This window comes from Rhodospirillum sp. A1_3_36 (genome assembly GCF_047263945.1).
In the GTDB taxonomy this organism is placed as follows: domain Bacteria; phylum Pseudomonadota; class Alphaproteobacteria; order Rhodospirillales; family Rhodospirillaceae; genus Rhodospirillum.
Window position 1 is genome coordinate 175323 of sequence record NZ_JBLAVB010000003.1, and the last position, 24455, is coordinate 199777.

A 24455-nucleotide genomic window follows, 5' to 3' on the forward strand; every position below is an offset into this window, starting at 1 on the left:
CTTTCCTTAGCCCAGAGGCTGGCTGGCCTTAGCCCAGGGCTTGGCTGACCAGCGCGAAAACGCGGTGGGTGGCGGCGGTGCGCGCCGGGAGGGGCGGTGTGGTCGTGGCGGGTCGGGTCATGCGGACGCCGCCGCCCACATGGGATAAACCGAGGCTCTCCAACCAGGGCGCAAGGCCCGAATCCCTGTCCGTGTCCACGCGGATGAAGGCGGTCTCTCGGGGGGCGAGCAGGAAGGTTATCAGGGCCTTGGCCTCTTCCAGGGTTCCCGCGATCACCGGTCCGACGACCTCGCCCCGACCGAAGGGCCGCAGGCAGGCATAGCCAACGGGCAGGCCATTTCGGCGGAGGACCGCCAACCGACCGACCTGTTCCAACGCGTCGAGCAGGGCGATCCGCTCCAGGCCATGGGCGTCCCGGTCCAGGGTTCGGATGGCTTGGTGGTCCGTGGTGGTCGCCCAGTCCACTTCCCCTAGGTCGGGTCCCAGATCAGGCGATGGGGAGGAGAGGCCTGCAATGCTGAGGGGGCCTTGGTGTTGCAGCACCTCTCCGGTGCGTTCGAAGCCCAGCTTTTCATAAAGAGGCAGGCCGTCCTGGGTGGCGACCAGACGGCACTCCCGTCCCTCGGTCGCGTCGATGGCTGTGGCCATCAAGCGCTTTCCGATGCCCTGGCCCCGCAGGCTCGCGTCAACGATGACCATGTTGATCGTGGCCGCCCTATCGTCGAGGGGGGTGGCGAATATCGTGCCGAGGACCCGATGGCCATCGGTGGCGACGAAGCCGTGACTCAAAATGCGGGACAGATCCCAGTCCTCGCGGCGATGGGGCCAGCCAGCCTCTTTTGACAGGACGACTGCGCCGTCGAGGTGGTCTGCGGTGAAGGGGATGATTTCTATGGGGTCAGGCACGGTGTGACTCTCCGAGGGTCAGAAGGCAGTCCTTTATTGTTGATACCCCTCCCAGGGAAGAAGATAGCGCCGACCATGGCCGGTGAGCGCTATCTTTGGCCGTCGGGCAAAAGGCTTACCGCATCTTATGCCGTGGGGAGGGTGGGTGTTTTTGGGGGGGAAAGCGGGATCGCACAGGGGCGCGGAATGAAGCGCCAAGGGGGCGATGCGATACGGAAGAATCTGCTTTTTAAGCCCCCAATCCCGGTGAAACGCCCGGTGCTGGGGCTCCTATGATGAAGAGGTTCGAAACTATCCGCCCGTTTCCACGAGAGGACCTTCCATGACGACCTTCCGGCCGAAATACATCACCTTCGATTGCTATGGCACCCTGACGCATTTCCAGATGGCCGAGGCCGCCCGCGACCTCTATGGCGCCCAGTTGGACGAGCCCCGGATGCTTCAGTTCATCAAGAACTTCGCGGCCTATCGTCTCGACGAGATCCTGGGTGATTGGAAACCCTATAACGAGGTCATCCACAATGCCGTGGAACGGACCTGCAAGAAAAACGGAGTGGTCTTTCGGGACGAGGATGCCAAGGCCATTTATGATCGGGTGCCCTCCTGGGGGCCCCATCCGGACGTTCCCGAGGGGTTGGCCAAAGTGGCCAAGGAGATCCCGCTCGTGATCCTGTCCAATGCCATGGATGAGCAGCTTCCGTCCAATGTGGAGAAACTGGGCGCCCCCTTCCATAAGGTCCTTACTGCCCAGCAGGCCAATGCTTACAAGCCGCGCTTTCAGGCGTTCGAGTACATGTTCGACATGCTGGGCTGCGATCCGAAGGATCTGCTGCATGTGTCCTCTTCCTTCCGCTACGACCTGATGTCCGCCCATGACCTGGGGATCACCAACAAGGTCTGGGTCAACCGGGGCCATGAGCCCGCGAACCCCTATTATGGGTATACGGAGGTCAAGGATATTTCCGGTCTGCCCGGCGTCGTCGGCCTTTAGGAGGGGATAGGGCGATGCGTTTCCAATCCTATTGGCATGATACGGCACCGGCCTTCTCGGGTGGGGTCACCGCACCCATCGAGGGGGACTATGACGTCGCGGTTGTAGGAGGTGGTTTCACGGGACTTGGAGCGGCGCGCCAATTGGCCAAGGGCGGGGCGCGCGTTGTCTTGCTCGAGGCAGGCCCCGTCGGCTTCGGCGCCTCCGGGCGCAATGGCGGGCACCTCAACAATGGCATCGCCCATGGGTACGCAGATGCCATGAAAGCCCTGGGGCGAGAGGGCGCTCGGGACCTCTATCGCGCCTTCGATGCGTCGGTGGACACCATCGAAGCCTTGGTGGCCGAAGAGGGGATCGATTGCGCCTTCCGGCGGGCAGGCAAGCTCAAATTGGCGTCCAAGCCAACCCATTACGATTCCCTCGCCCGCAATTTCGAGCTGATCAACAAGGAGGTGGATCCGGACACGGCTCTGTTGTCGGCTGCGGAGCTAAAGGGCGAGATCGGCTCGACTTGCTTCCATGGCGCCATGCTGTCCAAGAAAAGTGCCATGATGCATATGGGGCGGTATGCCGTCGGTCTGGCCGAAGCTGCGGCCCGCCATGGGGCGATTATTTATGAAAACACACCCGTGACGGGGCGGACGCTCAAGGATGGGATCCATCACCTGTCCACGGCCAAGGGACCGGTCCGCGCCAAGGCCGTGATCCTGGCCACGGGGGCCTATACGCCGGGGTTCATGTCCTATTTTCGGCGGCGGATCGTTCCCGTTGGCAGTTTCATCGTCGCCACCCGGCCCTTGACCGAAGCGGAGGTCGCGGCGACCGTGCCGGGGAACCGCACCTATGTCACGTCGCTGAACGTCGGGAATTATTTCCGGATGTCTCCAGACAACCGGTTGATTTTCGGGGGGCGCGCCCGCTTTTCCGCCAGCTCGAACCAGCGCTCCGATGCCAAAAGCGGTGTGATTGTACGTGCTCGAATGGCCGAGATCTTTCCCCATCTGGCCGAGGTGGAGATCGACTACTGCTGGGGCGGTCTGGTGGACATGACCAAGGACCGCTATCCCCGCGCGGGCTATGCCGAAGGGGTTTGGTTTGCCATGGGCTATTCGGGCCATGGGGCGCAAATGTCTACCTTGATGGGGATCCGGCTGGCCGACGCCATCCTGGGCAAAGGCGATAATATTCCCATGCGTGACGTGCCCTGGCCCGCGATCCCGGGGCACTTTGGCAAGCCCTGGTTCCTGCCACTGGTGGGGCTCTATTACAAGGCCCTGGACCGGATCCAATAGGGGCATTCCACGGGACACGACAGTGTCTTATATTTTTGGGCGATTGCCCAAGCCCATTTGGGGGCCAATGCCCCCACCCCCCCCCTTTTTTTTAGCCTGGGGTCTGGGGCCTTTCGGCCCCAGCCTCGCCAAAGAGGGGGGGACGGGGTAAAGCCCCGTGACGGGAAAACATCCCCTGTCGTGGACCGCGAGGGGCATTGAAATAGGTTGAAAAAAACGCGGGGCTCCTAGAGCGGAATGAGGAAAAGTGTGCGCGGTTTTCCGTCTCATTCCGCTCTAAATATATGATCTAATACCCAGGTGCGGTGAGTTTGCCTCACCGCACCTTGGAAGCGGCCAAGTGGCCGCCGCGCCTTATGGCGCGGTAAAGCCCGCGTGGCGTTTGAACGCAAGAAAAGCGGCGTGGGTTTCAACCCGCGCCGCTTGGTATAAGGGATCTCCGCGTTTTCCTGGCTCAATTTCAAAGCAAATCCCGAGCAACTAATCGAGGGAAGAGAGCACGGCTGCGGTGATGGCATCCGTCTTGTCCTGGCCGGGACGGGTGCCGATCCCCTTGGCGGTGGTGGTGGCGAGAGCCTCCATGATCCGCCCCGCAGCCGAGGTTTCGCCCAGGTGCTCCAGCATCAGGGCGCCGGACCAGATGGTGGCCATGGGGTTGGCGATGCCCAGATGGGCGATATCCGGGGCCGATCCATGAACCGGTTCGAACATGGAAGGCGCGGTCCGGTCGGGGTTGATATTGGCCGAGGCGGCGAAGCCCAGTCCTCCCTGGATGGCCGCGCCCAGGTCGGTCAGGATGTCGCCGAACAGGTTGGAGGCAACAATTACGTCCAGACTTTCCGGGGCCATGACCATGCGCGCGGCCATGGCGTCGATGTGATAACTGGTCACTTGGACGTCGGGATACTCCGAGGCCAAAGCGTGGGTGACCTCGTCCCAGAAGACCATGGAGTACTTCTGGGCGTTGGACTTGGTGACAGAGGCCAGCTTGCCCCGGCGCTTGCGGGCCTGTTCGAAGCCAAAGCGCAGGATCCGCTCCACGCCCATGCGGGTGAAAATGGAGGTCTCCACCGCCACTTCGCCGTCCGTGCCCTGGTGGACCCGACCTCCGGCCCCGGAATACTCCCCTTCGGTGTTCTCGCGGATGCAGAGGATATCGAAGTCCCGAGCCTTCAGAGGGCCCTCGACGCCGGGGAGCAGGCGATGGGGACGCATGTTGGCGTATTGGACAAAGGCCTTGCGGATGGGCAGCAACAGGCCATGCAGGGAGACGGAATCCGGTACTTCTGCGGGCCAACCCACGGCGCCCAAAAGAATGGCGTCGAAGCCGCGCAGGGTCTCGATGCCCTCGGCGGGCATCATGGCGCCGGTGTCTTTATACGTTTGGCAGGACCAGGGGAACGTCGTGCCTGCCAGGGCGAAGCCCTCTTGCTTGGCAACGGTTTCCAGGACGCTCCAGGCGGCTTTGGTTACGGCGGTTCCGATTCCGTCTCCGGGAATCAGGGCAATGGAATGGGTTTTCATGGAGGTTCGACCTATAGGGTGATCAGGACGGTTTTGCGACGGAGGTTGGCTTCATAGGCTTCCCGGCCCAGGTCCTTGCCAATACCCGAACGCTTAAAGCCGCCGGTGGGCAGGATATGGTCACGGGACCGGCTGTAGCGGTTGACCCAGACCGTGCCCGCCTGCAGGCGACGGGTGGCACGCATCGCCCGGGACAGATCCCGGGTGAAGACACCTGCGGCGAGCCCGTAGACGGGATGGTCGGCGATGGCGAAGGCTTCTTCTTCCTCGGTGAAGGTCTGGAGGGTGAGGATGGGGCCGAAGATCTCCTCTACCACTGCAGGATTGGTATGGTCGACCCCGGTCAGCAGGGTCGGGGCGTGGAAATACCCCGGATGGTCCATGCGGCCGCCACCGATCACGCAGTCCGCGCCCTGGGCGCGGCTGGCCGCTAGGATGGATTCCATGCGGTTGATTTGGGTTTCGGAAATGATTGGAGAATACTGGGTTGCTTCGTCCCAGGTGAAGCCCGGTTTGACCCGCTCCATGCGGGTGACCAGGGCTGCCGTCAGGGCTTCTGCGATGCTGGCTTCCACAACCACCCGGGACCCGGCGACGCAGGCCTGACCGGCGTTGGACAGGATGCTAGCGGCGATGGCGTCTGCGGCCTTCTCCAAGTTGGCATCGGCGAAAACCACCTGAGGGCTCTTCCCGCCCAGCTCCAGGGTCACCGGTTTGATACCGGAGCGCGCGATGGTTTCCATGATGTCCGACCCGGCCCGGGTGGACCCGGTGAAGCTGACCTTGTCGATACCCGGATGGGAGGTGATGGCCTGGCCTGTGGTCGGGCCGTCTCCCAGGACGATGTTGACCAATCCGGCGGGCAGACCGGCCCGGACAGCCAGCTCGGCCACATAAAGGGTGGAATAGGGGGTCATTTCCGAGGGCTTGAGAACCACCGCGTTGCCTGCGGCGAGCGCCGGACCCAGCTTCCATCCCGCCATGTTCAAGGGGAAATTCCAAGGGGTGATGGCGCCGACCACACCATGGGGTTCGGTCAGGATCATCCCCAACTCGCCGTCGCTGGTGGGAGCGACGTCGCCCCCTTCCTTGTCGGCGAATTCGGCGAAGAAGCGGATCTGCTCGGCGGTGATGGCGATGTCGCCCTGGATCAATTGACCCACGGGCCGGGTGGAGCACAGGGCTTCGAACCGGGCGATTGTGGGGGCTTCTTGCTCGATCAGGTCGGCCCAACGGTGCAGGACTTTGGTCCGCTCCCGGGGACGTTGGCTGGCCCAGCCACTGTCTTTCAGGGCTTTGTGGGCTGTCTCTACGGCCTGATCGACCAGATCGGCGCTGGCGATGGGGCAGTCGGCGAAGGCTTCGCCGTCCGAGGGGCGGTGCAGGGTCAGGCCACCCGAGGTGGGACCCGAGGCGGAAATCGTCCGCCCTCCGATGAAATGGCCCTTGGGCAGGTCAACAGTATTGGGATCGAAACTCAAGGTCATGGCCGGTCCTTGTCACCATCAAGAAGGAAAGGGAGAAAGGATAGCCAGGACAGCGTGGAAGTTTTCGTTGAGTTGGGGGGGACGCGGTGACGGAATCTCCCGTCTCGACCTCGGCTTTCAGCGGAATCGTCGGGGGTACAGCGCCTTAATACCCCCTGTCCCGATCAATCAGGCCGATCAGGGGCTCTCCGGCCTCGTGGCGGCGGATGTTGTCGATGACCGCCCGGGCCGCCGTGGCCGGTTGGGTCACGCTGGCCACATGGGGGGTGATGAGGACCTTCTCGTGCCGCCACAGGGGATGATTTTCCGGGAGGGGTTCGGGGTTTGTGACGTCGAGGACCGCGCCGGAAAGCTGCCCCTCGTCCAGGGCTGCGATCAGGGCCTCCGTGTTCACTTGGGGACCTCGCCCCACATGGACCAATCCCGCGCCCCGGGGCAGACGGTGGAACAGGTCCGCGTTGAGGAGCCCCTTTGTTTCCGGTGTCAGGGGCAGCAGGCAGACCAGGATATCCGTTTCGGCCAAAAAGGCCTCCAGGCCCTCTTCCCCATGGTAGGTGGTGACGCCGGGCAGAGTCTTAGGAGAGCGGCTCCAGCCGGATAGGGGGAACTCGAAGGGCTTGAGGGCGTCGATCACCGCCTGGCCGAGCGTCCCCAGGCCGAGCAGCCCCACCCGTCGGTCCGGGGCTTGGCGGGCGGGCTGAGCCATCCAGGTGCCGGCCCGCTGTTGGGCGAGATAGGTGTGCAGGTTCCGGTGCAGGGAGAGAACGCCCAGCGTGGCATACTCCCGCATCATGCGGGCAATACCGTCTTCCACCATGCGGACCAGTTTTACAGGGCGGGGCAGGTCGTCCAGGGAGAACTGGTCCACTCCAGCGCCGATGGAAAACAGGATTTCCAGGTTCCTGTAGCGATCGAGATCTTTTGGCGGGGTCCAGGTGATCATGTAGCGTACCGTTGCCGGATCTACGCCGGTCAGTCCCTGGGCAAAGGGCAGATTGGGCAAGGCTTCGGCGAAGGCCTCGGCGAAGATCTGGCCGCGCTGGGCATCGGAATTGAACAGAAAGGTCATTGGGTGGCCTCGCCGGAAGAGAGAGGGGCGGAAGAAAGAGGCTGTGCCAGGCGGTCGGCCAGGGTGCGGAGCATGGTCTCGCAGGCGGCCAATTCCCCATCGGTGATGAATTCGTTGATCTTGTGGGCCCGGGCGATATCCCCGGGGCCGCAGATGATGGCGTCCAGCCCCGCAGCCTGGAACAGCCCCCCCTCGCTGCCATAGCTGACGGCAGCGAGGGGCTCCTCGCCGGTCAACTCGGCCATCAGGCGGGCCAGGGGGGCATCGGCCCCCAGGGCCAGGGCAGGATAGGTGGAGAGCATGCGCCATTCGGTCTCGAAGCCCTCCTGGGACAGGGCTTGGACGGCGTCCCGCACTTCGGTTAACAGACTGGCCGGATCGACCCCGGCGATGGCCCGGGCTTCCAGTTCGGCGGAACAATGGTCGGGAATGATGTTCACCGCCCGTCCACCGCGGATGGTGCCGACCTGCAAGGTGGAATAGGGGGGCTCGAACTGCTCGGCCAAGGGCCCCTGGGTCAGGTGCCGGGCACAGTGGGTGGCCGTGGTCAGAACCTTGGTCATGGCGTGGATGGCGTTCAGACCCAGGTCAGGGCGGGAAGAATGGCCGGCCTTGCCGATGATCTCCACCAGGGCTGCGGCCTTGCCCTTATGGGCGCGGACGGCGCGCAGGCTGCTGGGCTCGCCGATGATGCAGCCCCTGGGCGTCCGGCAGAGCTCGGGCAGGCGGGCAATCATATGGGGCGCGCCCTGGCAGCCGGCCTCTTCGTCATAGGAAAAGGCGAAATGCAGGGGGCGGAGCAGGGGCCGCCGGGCGACCCCAGCCGCGACCCCAGCCGCGACCTCGGCGGCGATGGAGAGGGCGCAGGCGATGAAGCCTTTCATGTCACTGGTCCCCCGCCCATGGAGGCGGTCGTCCTGGCGGGTCAAGGTATAGGGGTTGGTGAGCCAGCCCCCTTCCGTGGCGGGAACCACGTCCATATGGCCAGACAAGACGTAACCCCGCTGGTCTGTCGGCCCCAGGGTGGCGAACAGATTGGCCCTGTCCCCTTCCGGTCCATCAAGGACGTGAACACATGCCCCCAGGTCGTCCAGATAGCTGGCGATCCAGTCGACGATTTCGCGGTTGGGGGTGCCCACGACGGAGGGAAACCCCACCAGCCGGGAGAGAATATCCCTCACGTTCATGGGCGCGTTCATGGGGTGTCCTTCCGCCGATTCCGAAATCCGTGCGCGGCGGTTGTGTGTCGCCGGTCAGATGAGGATAGGGGAGGCCGTGGAGATAATGTGTGTCGAAGGGATCCAATTTTTGGACGAATATTTTGGCGGGCTGAGGAAATGAAGTGAAATCTATCGGTGCTGTCTTGATAAGGTCGCCTCAAACAAAGACTCGAATGTGGGGGGACTGGCTCGTTAAGCGGACGGGGGTCTCCGCTGCCGGGAGTGAAAGCAACCATGGCATGTACAGATCCCCTTCAATTGGACTCCTTTGAGGTCCACCTGAGCGATATCGCAGAGGCTTCTCTGGACGATCTCCAGACCCTGTCCATGGGCGTCGGTTGGCCCCACCGGCCCAATGATTGGCGTGCGGTGCTGTCCCTGGGCCAAGGCGTGGTGGCCCGCGATACCATCGGGCGGGCTCTGGGTTCTGCCATGTGGTTCCCCATGGGCAATCGCTTCGCCACCGTTGGCATGGTCATCACCTCGCCCCGGATGCAAACCCTGGGCGCCGGGCGGTGCATGATGGAGGTGGGGTTGGAGGCCCTGGGAAAGCGGGATCTTGGTCTGAACGCCACCCGGTCGGCCAAACGGCTTTATCTTTCCTTGGGGTTCGTCCCCGAACGGATGGTGTACCAGCACCACGGAGTGGTTTCGTCACGGGTCTCGGCCCCCCTGGCCCGGGGGGATACCTTACGGGACCTGGGATGGGGCGACATGGAGGCTCTGTTTGCGCTGGATGCACAGGCCTACGGCGCGGAACGACGCCACGTTTTGCGGTTTCTCCTGTCTGCAGGAGAGGGCATTGCCCTGGAGCGCGAGGGACGGATTGTCGCCTATTCCTTCGTCAGGCGGTTCGGTCGCGGTCATGTGGTCGGCCCCGTCGTCGCCGCGAATGACCGGGATGCCATTGCCGTCACCGGTCCCCATCTGGTGAACCTGATGGGCCAATTTGCGCGGGTCGATACACGGGAGGAAAGCGGCCCCTTCTCTTCCTTCCTGCTGGAGGCGGGGCTGTCTGTCTATGACACGGTGACAACCATGTCCCGGGGCCGCCCCTGGGTCGGGGTCCGGCCGGGAGACCTGGAGGAGGGGGCTCCCCAGGTGTATGGTCTCGTGAACCAAGCCCTGAGTTAGGACCCCTGTTGGGAGGGACGCCTGTCAGGCCGCGAAGCGGTGGATCCGGAAGTCGGCGATGGGCGTTTCCGTCCCGCCATGCAGGATCAAATCCGCCATGACCGCGCCAACTCCCGGACCGAGTTGGAAGCCATGGCCGCAGAAACCGAAGGCGTGGAACAGCCCCGGGGTCGTGCGCGACGGGCCCAAGACCGGCAGGTTATCCTCCACATAGCCCTCGCATCCCGACCAGTGGCGGATCACGCTCACACCCCGCAGGGCTGGAACCAGACGCAACACCGCGGCCAATTGGTCCCCGGTTCGACTTGGGTCCACATGGGCATGTCCGGGGTCCAGGTCGACAGGCACCCGGTCCACCGCGCCGCCGAAGACCACGTTGCCCCGCTCCACTTGGCGCAGATAGGCGCCGTACCGTTTGTTCCGGGTCCAGATACCGACCACGGGGAGAATGCGATAGGGCAGGGGTTCGGTAACGGCCATCTGGGGGCCTCGCGCCTCAAGCGGGACGGGCTCCCCGAAGAGCGCGGCGAGGCGGGCTCCCCAGGCTCCGGCGCAATTGAGCAGGGTGTCGGCCTCGAATCGGCCCGCGCTGGTCTCGACGGTGAAACCGCCCCCGGCGGCTGTTGTGACCGCGCCAACTTCGGCGCCCTCCACGATCCGCACGCCCTGCCGGGCGGCGGCCTGGGCGAAGGCGGGACCGATGAGTCGGGGATTGCCGCTGCCGTCTTCCGGTGAGAAGGAGGCGCCGATGGCGTCCGGGCCGATGCCGGGGAAGCGACGGCGGATCTCACCGGCGTCCAATTCCTCCAGGGTGAGACCCCAAGGGCGGGCCTCCTGGGCGAAGGTCCGCATGTCTTCCAACCCGCCCTCGTCGAAGGCTAGGCGGAGATGGCCCGTGGCTCGGAACTCCACCTCCTGGCCCAAAAGGCGGGACAGCTCCCCCCAAAGGGCCCTGGACCGGTGGGCGAGGGGGAGTTGGGGCAAATAACGCCCCGTTCGCCGGATATTTCCGAAGGAGGCCACTGTTGCTCCAGCACCGATCCGCGCCCGTTCGATGAGCGTCACCCGTGCGCCGCCCTTGGCCAGGAAAAAGGCCGAGGCGGTTCCCATCAAACCGCCGCCCAGAATGATCGTATCCATCGCGTTTATCTCATGCCTCCGTTCCACCCAGGCTCCGTTCCACCCAGACTCAAGGATGGAGTTCCGGCTGTCAAAGTCGGGAAAGGGACCATGCTATAAGTCCAACCTATGGAGCGACCCATGCGCGTCCGCTTTCCCGCTTGCGCAGGAATGATGGAAAATAGGTTTTCCGCATCCCTCTGAGCGGTCTCTTTCATAAGTTAGGGTTATGGGGACGCGTGGAAAGCGACTTGGACGCCGTTCCGGTTCCATGAAAGTCTTCGTGAAAGGCATCTTTTGCGAGGATACACAATGGACGGTATGGGCAGAGTGTCGAGCGATTGGAAGATCGGCGTCGACATCGGAGGCACCTTCATGGATTTCTGCGCGTTGGAGACCCGGACGGGGCGGGTGGCCTCCCTCAAGGTTCTGACGACACCGGATGATCCCGGCGCGGAATTGGTGACAGGCCTTGGGCTCCTGGCCGAGCGGGAGGGCCTGGACCCCACCGCGATCCACCGCTTTGTCCATGGCACCACCGTGGGGATCAATACGATCATCCAGCGCAAGGGGGCCAAGATGGCTTTGGTCACCAATGCCGGGTTCGAGGATGTGATCGAATTGGCGCGGTTGCGCATGCCGGAGATGTATTCCCTCTTCTGTCACCGGCCAGAGCCCCTGGTGCCGCGCGACTTGATCTTCGGCATTCCGGTCCGCATGCGCGCCGATGGCCGGGAAACCCAGGCGCCGGATCTGGCGGTCTTGGCCGACTGTGTCGCCCAGGCTCAGGCCAGTGGGGTGGAGGGGATCATCATCGCCCTGTTGCACAGTTGGCGAGACCCGACCCACGAAATGGCGGTGAAGGCGGAGATCAACCGACTGGCCCCGGAGCTGTTCGTCTTTGGTTCGGCAGAGGTCTGGCCTGTCGTGCGAGAATACGAGCGGACGTCGACGGCCATCCTGAACGGCTATGTCCATCCCCGGGTCTCGGGCTATCTGGAAGCGCTGGAAGTCCGGCTGGTAGATCAAGGCGTTCCGGCCCGGGCGCTGTTGACCAAGTCCAACGGCGGCTTGATGAACGCTGTGGAGGGGCGCCGAGACTGCGTGTCGATGCTGCTGTCCGGTACGGCGTCGGGTGTGATCGGCGCGGCCTATCTGGCCCGTCAGGCCGGGGAAAACCGCGTCCTCACCCTCGATATCGGCGGGACCTCGGCGGACTTCGCGTTGATTATCGATGGGACACCCCAGTTCGGCTCCGGCGAGTTGATCGGCGAGTTCCCCTTGCACATTCCCTCGGTTTCGGTCAGCTCCATCGGGATCGGCGGGGGCTCCATCGCCTCGGTGGACGGGCAGGGGGTTCTGCGCGTCGGCCCGGAGTCCGCTGGCTCCGTGCCCGGTCCGGCCTGTTATGGGCGTGGTGGCACGCGGGCCACGGTGACCGATGCCATGGTGGTCTGCGGGTGGTTGGGGCATAGCGATATGGCCTATGGTCAACTCACCATTGACCGTGATCAAGCCTGGGCAGTGGTGAGCCCTTTGGCCGCACAGGTGGGCCGGAGTGTCGAGGACACGGCCCAGGCGATCCTCGACGTTGCCGTTTCCGAAATGTTCGTGGAGGTAGAGAAACTGGCCTCCCGCGCCGGGGTGGATCCCCGGGACTTCACCCTGATGCCTTTCGGTGGCGGTGGCCCCATGTTGGGGGCTTTCCTGGCCCGGGACCTGGGATTGCGCCGGGTGCTTGCCCCCCGTTGGCCGGGGGTGGTCTCGGCCCTGGGGGGGCTGGTGGCCGAGATGCGCGGGGACTTTATCCGCACGGTCTATGCCGACTTCTCCCCCGAGACCCTTCCCGCCCTGACCAAAGCCTGTCTGAACCTGGCCGAGGAAGGCCGGTCCTGGGTGGCCGCACAAGGCCATGCGGGCGCAGTGGATCTGCGGTTCTCCCTGGATATGCGTTATGCCGGGCAGAGTTATGAGATCGATGTTCCCATTCACCCCGATTGGTTGGCCACGCCCGAGCGCATCACCGAAGCGTTCCATGCCGGCCACCGCCAGCGGTACGACTTCGATGATCCAAAGGGACGGCTGGAAGTCGTGAATCTCCGCCTGTCGGCCATCGGCTTGGGCGCCCCGGTGACCTTCCCCGAGGCGGAGGAGCGGTCCGGCGCCTGGGTCGAGGGGCGGGAGATTCCCGTCTATGTGAGGGGAGAGCGAATGATCCCCCTGTATGACCGGGAGGTTTTCAGTCCGGGCGTGGTCTTCGAGGGGCCCGCCGTGGTCGCCCAGTCCGATACCACCTTCGCCATTCCCGAAGGCGCGACGGCTCGGGTTGATCGGTACCTCAACATTCACCTGACCTTTGCGGAGTGATCCCATGTTCGACAAAATGACCCTCCGGGTTCTGGCGAACCATGCCCGGGGCGCGGCCGAGACCATGGCCCATACCCTCCAGCGCACCGCCCATTCGGCTTTTATCAAGGAAACGCAGGATTTTACCGTCATGCTCATGGACCGCGCCGGGGATACCTTCGCGGTGCCCATGGAACAGGGCGCGACCTGGTATCCGGGCATGGCCTGGGGCGGCGTGCTGGAGATGATCGACGACTATCGACCGGGGGATATCTGTTTCACCAACGATCCCTATTCGGGCTATGTCGCCACCCATGCCCCGGACACTCACCTGTGGAAGCCCGTGTTCGTCGACGACGACATCGTCGCCTGGACCGGCGGCCATATCCACAACACCGACATGGGGGGCGCCGTTCCGGCCTCCCTTTCCCGCTCCCTGACGGAGATCCACCAGGAAGGGATCCGCTTCCCGCCCATGAAGCTGGCCCCCGAGGGCCGCTTTGACGAGACCATCCTGCGCGTCATGACGACCAATGTGCGCAAGCCCGATCTGAACCTGGGCGATATCAAGGCCCTCGTCGGTGCCCTGAATACGGGCGAGCGGAAAGTCCTCGCCATGGTCGAGCGCTTTGGCAAGCGGGGGTTCATCGACGGGGTGGCGGCGCTCATGGACCATGGCGAGGCCCAGGCCCGCGATGTCCTGCGGTCCATTCCCGATGGCCGCTACGTCTTCGCGGATTACGCCGACGAGGATTCCGACGAGGGAAACCCCTGCCGCCTGAAATTGACACTGACCATTCGGGATAACGAGGCGGTCCTGGACTTCACCGGATCCGACCCCCAACTCGGCAGTTCCTTGAATGCGCCGACCGGCGGCAATCCCCGCCATACGATCCTGTTGGTGGGGATCTATTATGTTCTCTACACCCTCAATCCCCAGATCACCTTGAACACGGGGATAACCCGGCCCTTCACCTGTATCGCGCCGGAAGGAACCGTTCTCAATCCCGTTTCGCCTGCGGCGGTGGGAATGCGCTCCTTGACCTGCGCCCGGTTGCGTTCGGTGATCTTTGGCGCCTTCTCCCAGGCGATTCCAGAGCGCATGCCTGCGGCGCCCGCAGGCAACAATTGCATCGTCAATGTCATGACTCGTGACGAACGGACTCAAAAGACGGTGATCGCCGCCGTAAACCCCGTCGTTGGCGGGGGGGGAGGCATGCCGGACCGGGACGGCACCAACGGCTCCGGCGCGGATGCGGCCTATCTCATGAACACGCCCATTGAGATCACCGAGGCGGAGGTGCCGCTGGAGTTCGTGAAATATGGGTTGGCCCGGGATTCCGGTGGTCCTGGCCGCTGGCGGGGTGGGCTGGCGACGGAGATGGCCTTCCGGGTTTTCGCCCCGGATAGCCGGATCACCGCCCGCAACCGGGACCGCTCCAAGTTTCGTCCCTGGGGAGTACTTGGGGGGCGGGCCGCCGGATTGGCCGATATGGTGGTTAATCCGGGCGAGGCGGGAGAGCGTCGCATGGGCAGCAAGGACACGGCCATTCTCGGACCAGGGGACGTCTTGTCGCTTCGCTCCGCCGGAGGCGGAGGGCGCGGTGATCCCATGGACCGGGAACCCTGGCGGGTCGCCCAGGATGTGCGCCGGGGGTATGTGTCGCTGGTGGAAGCCGAAAGGTCCTATGGCGTGGTGCTGCGAGAGGGTGAGGTGGATGTCGCGGCGACGGAGGCTCTGCGACGCAAGGCTGTCCGTCTGGAGGGGCATTTCCACTACGGCCCCGAACGCGAGGCCTATCAAAGCCAATGGACGGACGAGGCCTATGATGTCCTGACGGAGATCCTTGCGGATCTGCCCGTGCACTGGCGCTTCTTCACCAAGACCGAGATTTTCCGCCGCATGGACGGACGGCGTGGTGTGGATGACCTGCTGTTGGCCTTCGAGGAGGTCTGTGCCCGTTTTCCCGAGCTTCCCGCACCTCCCGCACCTCCCGCGCCCCCCACGCCGGTGCCCGCCGGTCGCGCTGTCGTCAGGGGGGCCGCCGAATGATGGCGAAGGGGGGACGATTGGTTCGCTTGGCCGAAGCGGTCCGCTCTCCGGTCGCGTTCTGTCTCGACGGGGTCCCTTTGCGGGCGCTGGAGGGGGACACGGTGCTGACGGCGATTCTGCTGTCGGCCAAAGCCCTGCGCGACGCGGAGTTCGGCCCCGAGCAAAGGGCGGGGTTCTGCCTGATGGGGGCCTGCCAGGACTGCTGGGTCTGGCAGGAGGACGGCTCCCGCCTGCGGGCCTGTTCTACCCCCATCGCCCCTGACATGCGCCTGCTGACGGCCCCGCCGGAGAGCTGGCCATGACCCGGGTTCTGATCGTTGGCGCGGGTCCCGCCGGTATCCGCGCCGCCCAGACCCTGGTCGCCGCAGGGCTCCGCCCCGTAGTGGTGGACGAAGGTGCCCGGGCGGGGGGGCAGATTTACCGCCGCCCGCCGGAAAGCTTCACCCGCTCCCCGAAAACCCTCTATGGCAGTGAAGCGGGAAAGGCCAGCAGTCTCCACGCCTGCTTTGACGGCCTCTTGGCCGAAGGGGCCGTCGAGTACCGCCCCCGAAGCTCGGTCGTCGCCTTGCGGGATGGGGCCGCCCATGTGCTGACGGAGGGGCGGATCAGCCGCGCCCCCTACGACGCGCTCATCCTGGCGACGGGGGCAATGGATCGGGTCATTCCCGTTCCAGGGTGGGAGGCGCCGGGCGTCTACACCCTGGGAGCGGCCCAGATCGCCTTGAAGGCCCAGGCGGTGGCCTTCGGGCGGAGGATTGTGCTTGCGGGGTCGGGGCCGTTGCTCACCCTGCTGGCCCACCAGTTGCGGAAAGCCGGAGCCGGGGTTGTGGCGGTGTTGGATACCGCGTCCCTGACGCGACAGCTGCGGGGACTGCCCCATATGCTGTCGCGCCCGCTCGTGACGGTGCGGGGGATGGGGATGCGGATGGGGTTGGGGGGATGTTACCAAGCGGGCGTGACCTTGGAACGGATTGAGAGCGACGGTCAGGGCCCGGTGGCACTCCATTGGCGGGACCGGCGGGGGGCGGTTCAGGTGACCCCTTGCGATACGGTCGCTCTCGGCTGGCACTTGAGGGCGGAAACCCATTTGGCGGACTTGGCGGGGGTGGCCTTCGATTACGATGCCGCCTGGGCGCAGTGGTTGCCCCGGGTGGACCACATGGGCCGGGCCGGGCCGGGCCTCTATCTCGCCGGGGATGGGGTGCGGATTCTGGGCGCCGATGGTGCGGAGGTCGCCGGGCGTCTGGCCGCCTCGGCTTGTCTGCGGGACCTGGGGTTGGTGGCTCCAGAGCCTGGGCGGGATGTCCGCCGTCTCTCGCGCATGGCGCGCTTCTCCCATGGGGTGTCCCGGGCCTTTCCTTGGCCTGCGGATCAGGTGCGCGCCCTCCCCGATGGGGCGGTGGTCTGCCGATGCGAGGGGATCACGGCTGGAGAGCTGCGAGCCGCCATCCCCCTGGGAGGGGCCGAGGTCAACCGCGTGAAATCCCTGTCCCGGGTGGGAATGGGACGCTGTCAGGGGCGGTATTGCCAATTGGCCGGGGCTGAATTGATTGGGGCGGCGGTGGGGATGTCTCCCGTTGCGGTTGGTCGCCCCCGATGTCAGCCGCCCGTGCGTCCGGTTCCCATGGGGGCCTATCAGGAAGACGCGTCGCCCATGCTTTAGATTTAGAGTGCCTTCGAGGCCAATTGGCGGAAAATGCCGCCAAACGCCCATTTTTTAGCCTGGGGTCTGGGGCCTTTCGATCCCAGACCCCTCGCTCACCGCAGCTTGGCATGAGCCTGAAGTGCCTTCCGATGCTCATTTTCACGAATGACGATCTCGTCAGCCCGGAAGGCGCCGTTGCCTGTTGCGCTCACTGGATGGGCGATAGACGCTGGATGAATATTTCCTGATCCCGCTCACTCAGCCCGTCAAGCGCTGACCGAATAAAATCCTGTGTATCGGCTTGCTTGCCTAGGTCCACAAGAGACGCGGGTTCGATCAGCCACAGAAGCCGGACTTGACGCGCCAATAATCCGCGCGTCTCCCTGTCCATATAGGGCAATAAATGTAAACCCAACTTTACACGAACGGGAACATACCCAGGGACAACAGGTCCGGATAGCATGGATAAGCGGATTGCCTTCACGGCCCCTTGCATGTCTCCGGCTTCAACTTTCAACGCAGCCAAATTCCCCCATGCCACGGGTTGGGCTGGCAATAAGGCCAGAGACTGCTCGGTTGCGGCCATTGCTTTCGCCAAGATGGCGTCGCGGGCCTGATCTCCGCGAGGGAGGGATTCGGCCTGAACCAGCAACAGAACACTCCGGTCAGCCTCGCGCGCGCCCGTCATTTCCCATGCATTGGCTTCGTCAAGGGCCGTGGCGCCCTCGACCAGCTCCTGGGGCAAGATCGTCCTGTCCTCTCTCAGTCCGAAGATGGCTATGTCTCCGGGCAGCGACAAGTAGGCTGCGATCAGGCGTGGCACCCCCATAGTGATCAAAATAGCGCCAATGGAAAAGCCAAAGATGGCTGCTGGAAGCCGCCTGCTAATCGGCATAATAGCTCCTGTATTTTCCATAATACTGCCCGTAATCGCCATAGGCATAGCGCGCATGCTTCCTTTGATCAACCTGAGACAGCACAATGCCAGATAAGGGAACATTGGATTCCCGTAGCAGCTTCACACCGTTGCGCACGGCATCTCGAGGTGTGGCATTCCATCGGATGACATAAACAACATGGTCTGCAACGCGACCAAGAACCCGCGCATCCGCTACAGCCAAAACAGGTGCCGTGTCGATGATGACGCGGTCATATTGATCGACCAAGTCCGACAGCATTCTTTCGGCATTCTCTTCACTGATCAAGTCAGCCATATTGTCTAAATGTCCGGCAGGCAGAAAATCCAGACCGGGAAAAACCTGCGGCAAAATCAAGTCTTTGGCCGATCTTATGCCGGACAATACCTGTACCAGACCTTCTTCGTTGGGCTTGTCCAATGAGATATGCAGCTTGGGCCTATGGACGTCTCCGTCAATCAATAGAACCCGTTCGCCGGTCTTGGTGCACATCGCGGCAAGATTCAGGGCAATGAAGGATTTTCCTTCCTTCGGGGTTGAAGACGTGATGACGATGACCCGTGCCCCCGTTGGCCGACGCCGTTGGGTCGCACGCAGATCCAATCCAATCCGCAGTCCACGAATGGCATCGGCCCGCTGGGATCGAGGGCGATCCAGGGCTTCATGAAGTTCTGCTGCCTCGTTCCCCCGAAATTTGGGCACGAGAGTCAAGGTCGGCAAATGGGTGATGTCCTCCGCTTCGTCCGACGAGCGAATCATATTATCCAACTGGTCGAGGACGAAAACCAGCAGGATGCTGAACATCAAGGACAGCATGGTGACCATCAAGAGGATAATTCCGCGCCGCGGCGAGGAGGCCGTGGATGGCACCTGCGCAGGAGAGATGACCCGGGCATTGGCCCGAAAGACCCTTTCTTGATCTGCGCCACGCTTGAAGCGAGCAAGGAAAGCCTCGTACAGCTCGCGGCTGCTTTGTGCTTCCCGCTCCAACTCGCCCAGTCGAATTTCAGCTTCTCCGGCCTTGTCCACGTTGCCCTGGGCACTTCGAAGCGACGCCTCAAGGGAACTGACGGTGGCGGCAGCAAGCGCGACTTCATTCTGAATCGAGGCGCCGATCTTGGACATTTCCGCGCGAATCCTGCCGCGTATCTGGGCAAGATCGGAATTCAAGCCAACCATGGTCGGGTGCCGGGAGCCATATTTGTTGGCGGCCTCACTGATCTCACGCAATAGATCCGTTTCCTGTTCGCGCAGGCGCTGGATAACCGGAGAATCCTGAATTTCGCCGATGGATTCAATAGACCCGCCCCCACGAACAATGGCCTCGACCCTTTGTTGCCGGGCGCGGCTCTCGGCCAGATTGGCTCGGGCAATGATCAGCCGGGAATTCAGCTCGGTCATCTCCTGGTCCATGATCGTCCCTTGGCGATCACTCCGCTTTTGCAAATCATTGGCTTGTCGATAAAGTTCGACCGCTGATTCGGCTGCGGCGACGTCACCGCGCAGGGTATCGAGTCGCTTGCCCAGCCAGTCGCTCACCTGTCTTGCTTCTTCCAGGCTCGCCTCCAGACGATCGGTGACGTACTGATCGGCAACGGAATTCACGATTTTGGCCGATAGGTTTGGGTCGGCGCTGGTGAATTGGATCATCAGGATCTGCGACTGCCGTTCCATACGTACCTCAAGCTTGGATCGGAAAATCGTAAGCACCGTCCGGCGCAATGATTCCTCGTCCTTCAACTTGTCGGATGCGTCGCTAGATTGGTCTCCATCTTTGGATTGGTCGGTGAGATTGGCCAGAGCACCAATCCAACGCATGGGGTTGATCCAGCCGAGCAGTGCGACCAATCCAGGTTTTTCGCGCAAATTTGGGTTGAATTCCGGATATTGATCCAGTTTCAAGTCCTCGACCACCCGTTGGGCCAGCTTTGTCGATTTGACGATATGTGTCTGCGTCCGAATCGTCACGTCGCCCCACATGAGGCGATTATTGGTTTGTTGTATCGTTGGATCCGAGGCATCAGGGGCTTCGACCACGATGGTGGCCGAAGCAGTATACTTATTGGGGGTCTGTTGAAGAATTAAAACGGTAGGAATTAGGGACAGTAGCAAGCATGACAGGATAATTCCTTTACCACGCCAAATGATTCGCCATCCCCATCGAATGGTTTTCTGGAATTGTTCACGTTCAATTCCAGAAAGTAACCCTGGGGCTTGTGGTTGAGCTTCATTTGTTGGCATGCGAGGATCCATTTTATTGTCCGACCTTAAAATATTATAATCTCAGCTCCGGCCAAACCCGCCTTCAGAGCTGACCCAACGTACCGTTTATACCTGAATCGAGTGCAATTTCCCTGTGAAAAGCCACGGCACTGACGTTACACGCGAAACGGATTGCAATCTAATGCTCCCATGTCTTCGAACGAATCATGCGATCATAGCCTACGGTACTGTTTATAAATAATTCTTTCAAAACCCGCCTGATACCTTTGCTTGAGCAGATGTGTGGGATGCCCTAAAGGGGGAGGCATGGAGGGGGGCATCACGGTGTCCTCATCACTCTGTCTGAACCAAACCAACCGTAGCCGTCCCCCGGATGGCGTCGCCGGAGAAGGAATCCGATGAGGATTGTGGTACATGACTACGCGGGGCATGCATTTCCTCTGGATCTGTCACGCTGGCTCGCCACCCAGGGTCACCAAGTCCTCCATCTGTATTCCCAAGATGTTGAGGCCCCTCGAGGACCTGTGTCTCACACGGCTGACATGCCGCGGTCATTTGCCATAGAAGGCCTTTCAAGGGGGCGGCCCATGCCTAAATATGCGCCCCTCCGCCGATGGCGCTGGGAAAAGGCCTACGGTCGCCTCCTGGCAAAGCGGGTGCGGGCCTATGCACCGGATGTCATTCTCTCCACCAATACCTCTCCTCTCGTGCAAGCCGCCCTCGAACGGCGCCTTACCGGAAGCGGAATTCGACTCATCTGTTGGGTGCAGGATATTTTTACGCCTGGAGTAGAGCGCTTCCTCCAGGCGTGGCCCACCCTGGTGACCCGACTGGTTCGCGCCCGCGTTGCCCACCTGGAATTCGGTGTTATGCGTCGGTCTGCGGGCATTATCGTCATCTCACCAGATTTCCAGCGGGTCTTGGCAACAAGGGGTGTGGATCATCCGAACACGGCCGTTATTGAGAATTGGTTTCCAACAACCCTGCCTATGGTCGGGGTCCGCCCGACGTCATGGGAAAGGGAAGTGGGGTTGGAGGGGCGTTTCATCTATCTGTACGCAGGAACGCTCGGCTTGAAGCATGACCCCAGCCTGCTCATTGCCTTAGCCCGTGGCCGTGCCCACGAGGCGAATGACGCCATTGTTGTGGTCGCTAACGGTCCGGGAATGTCCATGCTCGAACAGGCAAAAAGGGCGGAGGGCCTCTCCAATCTCCACCTTTTTCCGCTTCAGCCACATGAAAGATTGCCTGACGTCTTTGGGGCTGCGGACATCATGCTGGTGCTCTTGGAGCCCTTCGCAGGGATGCTATCGGTTCCTTCCAAGGTCTATGCGGCATTCGCCGCCGGCCGCCCGGTTCTGGGAGCCATGCCGACGGACAACTTAGCTCGCCGACTCGTTCAGGACATTGGTGCTGGCATTTGTGTTTCTCCAGGTGACAGTCAGGCCTTTATAGAAGCAGCGACCCAGCTGCGCATGGATTCGGAAATGCGCAACGCACAGGCAAAGCGATCCGCAGCCTACGCTGCAGCGACCAACGACATGGCAAAAATAGGCCCGAAATTCCTATCCATCATCGAGAAAGCGATCGCATAAACCAGTCGTAACGCGACCAGACAGAATACCAAAGTGAAGTGACTTTGCCTCGCCGCACAGGAGACGACAGTGTCTCGTGTTTTTTGGGTGATAGCCCAAGCCCATTTGGGGGAAAACGCCACCTGTCGTGTACCGTGGCCTCGCCGTACTTTGGAAGCAGCCCCTTTGGAAACCGGTGAACGTAAGAAAAGCGGCGTGGGTTTCAGCCCGCTCCGTTTGGTATAAGTTGCTACGCGTCGCTCCATAAGTGAGGCGCGATGGACAGGCCTTCCGCATGGTATTCTCTGAGAACTGTCACCGAGGAACGAAAAATATGCCTTCACGGTCAGAGTCCAAGGCTCGGTATAAACACAGTTGCTAGAGCGTTCCGAGATCAAGTTGGGCCACTCCTTGGCCCAACTTGATCCTGTTTCACTTTAGAAGCGCCGTTCCAGTACTCGAACGATGTCGCCAGGCAAAATCGGTGTCTTTTCGTTGGCGCGGTAATCAATTTGCGTATCGTTTTCCGTACGCACCAAAACCACATCCCCTTCGATTGCCCGATAGTCATATCCCCCAGCCCGGGCGATGGCTCCCAGGACTGTCATGCCGGTGTTGTACTCAAACTCGCCGGGCTGACGCACTTCACCGAGCACATAGAAGGGGCGGAAACTCCGAATCTCCACGCTGACCTGGGGATTGCGCAAATACCCCTGCCTTACCAGCAAGTCGCGGATTCGGACGCTCAACTCATCCGTGGTTATGCCACTTGCCGCGACGGAGCCAACAAGGGGCAAGGCCAAGGTACCCGAAGGGTCCACGAAGAAGTCACCCGACAGGTTGGTTTCTCCGAACACGGTGATGCCGACGCGATTCCCCGGCTCCAACAAATGATTGATGGCAGGGTTTTCGATTTTAGAAGGCGCCTCGCGATCCGGTAAAGAGGGGCCGCCCGTGCAGGAGGCCAAGGCTAAACCACAAAGCGCGAGCCCTATGATCCTGCTCCAACGGACGAGGGGGCGAATTTTTAATCCCACGCTGTTTAGCGCTTTAGTTGCAAAATTGATCATTTTTCTCGCACCTTAAGAGGGGTGACGGTGACGCATCCACCGGGGCGCCTGACGTTCATGGTATCGGTTGTGCCGCAACCCGCACATATCGCTGTGTCGAAAGGCTCCATTTTCATCGTGAAGCCCATAAATCCTGTTGATAACATAGTTATTTACTTGACGTAGTCAAACGGGAAACACTACCGTTTAGGGAGGGGAGGGGGCTTTCTGGGGTCACTCGGGCTGGGGTCATTCGGGAATGCATGGAGATGAGTGAAGATACAGTGTGGCTCGCCTTCGGTTCCAGAGGTGCTTGAATTGCTCGCTTACGGTGTTGGAAAGCGCCGAATCTCCCTAAAAGTTGTATTTGGCTGTTGAACCCAATCGTTTGAGGATGGTGATGAAGTTTTGTGAGAACGCATTTCTGCTTGGTGTCATTGCCTCACTCGCGCTCGGGACGCCTGCCCTGGGGCAGACCTTGGACACATCTCCGACCGATGATGATCGCACGGAGCGCAAAAACAGCGCCAATATCACACAAGAAACGGCTCCAGCAGGAAAAACCCTGGATAGGGGCAGTCAACTGGATCTAAGCGACTCTTTTCAGCCGAAGGGTGTTGATCTGGGGTCGTTTGTTCTGTTTCCTGTCTTGGAAATTGGCGAGTCGTATAATAGTAATTTCTATGCTAGTGAAACAAATGAGGAATACGACCTCTCTACAGCGCTGTCTCCGAGCTTTTATCTAAATTCTAATTTCAATCGACATAGTCTTAGTGTGCTTGGGGATTTTGAATACCTTTTCAATGCACGACATCCCGACGATAACCAATTCAATAGTAATGTTAACGTTCATGGTGTCTATGACGTCGATAAAGACAATGATCTCGTCGCTAATATTAGTCACGCCTATTCCCATGAAGATCGGGGCTCTGCGGATGACGCGGGAGGCGACAAACCAACTCCGACGATGACTACAGGCGTGGACCTTGGATCAAAGCATAAGTTTGGAAAGAATATCCTGGAGCCTCAGCTTAGCGTAACCCGGTCCGTTTTTTACGATGTGGACACCTCGTCGGGCGTCAGCATCAATAACGATGATCGGGACCGGACAAAGGTCGGGGTCAGCTTGACCTATTCCCGTGAGCTGTTTCCCGGTTATGCCTGGGTGCTGAAAACGGGTGCCGATACGATTCGGTATGACACGAAACGTGATGACTTTGGATTCAACCGGAGCAGTGTGGGGGGCGAGGTTTTGACGGGCGTGGGCATAGAGCTCACGAATGTTATGCGCGGTGACGTGCTCGTTGGATATATGGCAAGAGATTACGAGGATGGAAATCTGAATGATCCAATGGGCATGGCTGTCCAGGCTTCCATCCATTGGACACCGTCGAAGCTTACGATCATCTCGCCGTCCATAAGCCGTGGAATGAACGAGACGACGCTCAGTAATGCAGCGTCCATAACCTCCACGACGGCAGCGGTAACCGCGCGCCACGAGTTGGCACGAAACACGGTGGTCGGCTCCACAGCGTCGTATAGCTACCGGGAGTTTGATGGTATCGGTCGACAGGACAATATTTACGAAATTACAGGTCAAGTGACCCACGCCTTTACCCCAGAAACCTATCTGCGTCTTGATGCCGGTTTCAAAAAGCGGGATTCAAACGCAAGGGATTCAAGCTATGACCAAGGTGTTGTCAGCCTGACCTTAGGCTTGCGTATGTAAGCCGCTGAATCTTTTGACCGCATCGGTATACTGGTGAGGGCTGAGCTTATACTAAGCGGCGTGGGGTGAACCCCACGCCGCTTTTCTTGCGTTCAATTGCCAAGCAGGCTTTTACGGACCAGAAGGCGCGGCGGCCAACGGTGCACGACAGTGGGTGAGGGCCCGTCACGGGGCTT

18 protein-coding genes are annotated in these 24455 nt (G+C 61.5%); 9 read left to right on the forward strand and 9 right to left on the reverse strand.

The genetic code is table 11. The annotated features are described in order from the left end of the window. Positions 1–28: 28 nt before the first annotated feature. The gene (locus ACLIRY_RS08405) at positions 29–907 is read right to left on the reverse strand and encodes a GNAT family N-acetyltransferase (protein ID WP_413204931.1); all 879 of its coding nucleotides are present in this window, start codon (positions 905–907) and stop codon (positions 29–31) included. 322 nt (positions 908–1229) lie between these two features. On the opposite strand from ACLIRY_RS08405, the gene ACLIRY_RS08410 reads away from it, so the two are divergent. Together ACLIRY_RS08410 and ACLIRY_RS08415 are read left to right on the forward strand one after the other, a co-directional pair. After that, on the forward strand, positions 1230–1898 hold the full coding sequence (locus ACLIRY_RS08410) for a haloacid dehalogenase type II (protein WP_413204932.1): 669 nt from the start codon (positions 1230–1232) through the stop codon (positions 1896–1898). A 14-nt stretch (positions 1899–1912) separates the two neighbouring features. Further along, positions 1913–3190: an NAD(P)/FAD-dependent oxidoreductase gene (locus tag ACLIRY_RS08415; protein WP_413204933.1), complete on the forward strand. Its 1278-nt coding sequence runs from the start codon at positions 1913–1915 to the stop codon at positions 3188–3190. A gap of 480 nt (positions 3191–3670) precedes the next feature. On the opposite strand, the gene ACLIRY_RS08420 is transcribed toward ACLIRY_RS08415, so the two are convergent. The 4 genes from ACLIRY_RS08420 to argE all read right to left on the reverse strand — a co-directional run bounded on the left by ACLIRY_RS08420 (position 3671) and on the right by argE (position 8469). Further along, a complete protein-coding gene (locus ACLIRY_RS08420; protein ID WP_413204934.1) occupies positions 3671–4714 on the reverse strand; it encodes a tartrate dehydrogenase in 1044 nt (347 codons plus the stop codon). Positions 4715–4725: 11 nt separating this feature from the next. Then, positions 4726–6201: an aldehyde dehydrogenase family protein gene (locus ACLIRY_RS08425; protein WP_413204935.1), complete on the reverse strand. Its 1476-nt coding sequence runs from the start codon at positions 6199–6201 to the stop codon at positions 4726–4728. Positions 6202–6346: 145 nt separating this feature from the next. Further along, the gene (locus ACLIRY_RS08430; RefSeq protein WP_413204936.1) at positions 6347–7270 is read right to left on the reverse strand and encodes a 2-hydroxyacid dehydrogenase; all 924 of its coding nucleotides are present in this window, start codon (positions 7268–7270) and stop codon (positions 6347–6349) included. After that, the gene (argE, locus tag ACLIRY_RS08435) at positions 7267–8469 is read right to left on the reverse strand and encodes an acetylornithine deacetylase (protein ID WP_413204937.1); all 1203 of its coding nucleotides are present in this window, start codon (positions 8467–8469) and stop codon (positions 7267–7269) included. The genes ACLIRY_RS08430 and argE overlap by 4 nt, the downstream gene beginning before the upstream one ends. Before the next feature lie 255 nt (positions 8470–8724). On the opposite strand from argE, the gene ACLIRY_RS08440 reads away from it, so the two are divergent. Further along, positions 8725–9624 carry a GNAT family N-acetyltransferase gene (locus tag ACLIRY_RS08440; RefSeq protein ID WP_413204938.1) on the forward strand — a complete coding sequence of 300 codons (900 nt, stop codon included), beginning with the start codon at positions 8725–8727 and terminating at the stop codon, positions 9622–9624. A gap of 24 nt (positions 9625–9648) precedes the next feature. On the opposite strand, the gene ACLIRY_RS08445 is transcribed toward ACLIRY_RS08440, so the two are convergent. Then, positions 9649–10764: an NAD(P)/FAD-dependent oxidoreductase gene (locus ACLIRY_RS08445; RefSeq protein ID WP_413204939.1), complete on the reverse strand. Its 1116-nt coding sequence runs from the start codon at positions 10762–10764 to the stop codon at positions 9649–9651. A 309-nt stretch (positions 10765–11073) separates the two neighbouring features. On the opposite strand from ACLIRY_RS08445, the gene ACLIRY_RS08450 reads away from it, so the two are divergent. The 4 genes from ACLIRY_RS08450 to ACLIRY_RS08465 are packed head-to-tail and all read left to right on the forward strand — an operon-like array spanning position 11074 to position 16805. Next, the gene (locus ACLIRY_RS08450) at positions 11074–13110 is read left to right on the forward strand and encodes a hydantoinase/oxoprolinase family protein (protein ID WP_413204940.1); all 2037 of its coding nucleotides are present in this window, start codon (positions 11074–11076) and stop codon (positions 13108–13110) included. Positions 13111–13114: 4 nt separating this feature from the next. Further along, positions 13115–15142: a hydantoinase B/oxoprolinase family protein gene (locus tag ACLIRY_RS08455; RefSeq protein ID WP_413204941.1), complete on the forward strand. Its 2028-nt coding sequence runs from the start codon at positions 13115–13117 to the stop codon at positions 15140–15142. Continuing rightward, positions 15139–15444, forward strand: coding sequence for a (2Fe-2S)-binding protein (locus ACLIRY_RS08460; RefSeq protein ID WP_413204942.1), 306 nt, complete (start codon positions 15139–15141; stop codon positions 15442–15444). Before ACLIRY_RS08455 ends, ACLIRY_RS08460 begins: the two co-directional genes overlap by 4 nt. Beyond that, positions 15441–16805: an FAD-dependent oxidoreductase gene (locus ACLIRY_RS08465; protein WP_413204943.1), complete on the forward strand. Its 1365-nt coding sequence runs from the start codon at positions 15441–15443 to the stop codon at positions 16803–16805. The genes ACLIRY_RS08460 and ACLIRY_RS08465 overlap by 4 nt, the downstream gene beginning before the upstream one ends. Before the next feature lie 190 nt (positions 16806–16995). Here ACLIRY_RS08465 and ACLIRY_RS08470 read toward each other — a convergent pair whose 3' ends face one another. After that, complete coding sequence (locus tag ACLIRY_RS08470) at positions 16996–17730, reverse strand: hypothetical protein (protein ID WP_413204944.1); 735 nt, start codon at positions 17728–17730, stop codon at positions 16996–16998. Continuing rightward, positions 17672–19945: a GumC family protein gene (locus ACLIRY_RS08475; protein ID WP_413204945.1), complete on the reverse strand. Its 2274-nt coding sequence runs from the start codon at positions 19943–19945 to the stop codon at positions 17672–17674. Before ACLIRY_RS08475 ends, ACLIRY_RS08470 begins: the two co-directional genes overlap by 59 nt. 380 nt (positions 19946–20325) lie before the next feature. On the opposite strand from ACLIRY_RS08475, the gene ACLIRY_RS08480 reads away from it, so the two are divergent. Continuing rightward, positions 20326–21522, forward strand: a complete 1197-nt coding sequence (locus ACLIRY_RS08480) for a glycosyltransferase family 4 protein (protein WP_413204946.1) — start codon at positions 20326–20328, stop codon at positions 21520–21522. Between the two features lie 416 nt (positions 21523–21938). Here the strand turns inward: ACLIRY_RS08480 and ACLIRY_RS08485 are convergent, their stop codons facing one another. Next, positions 21939–22469 carry a polysaccharide biosynthesis/export family protein gene (locus ACLIRY_RS08485; RefSeq protein ID WP_413204947.1) on the reverse strand — a complete coding sequence of 177 codons (531 nt, stop codon included), beginning with the start codon at positions 22467–22469 and terminating at the stop codon, positions 21939–21941. Positions 22470–22917: 448 nt separating this feature from the next. Here ACLIRY_RS08485 and ACLIRY_RS08490 point away from each other — a divergent pair, with 448 nt between their 5' ends. Beyond that, positions 22918–24279, forward strand: a complete 1362-nt coding sequence (locus tag ACLIRY_RS08490; RefSeq protein WP_413204948.1) for an outer membrane beta-barrel protein — start codon at positions 22918–22920, stop codon at positions 24277–24279. The last annotated feature ends 176 nt before the right edge of the window (positions 24280–24455 follow it).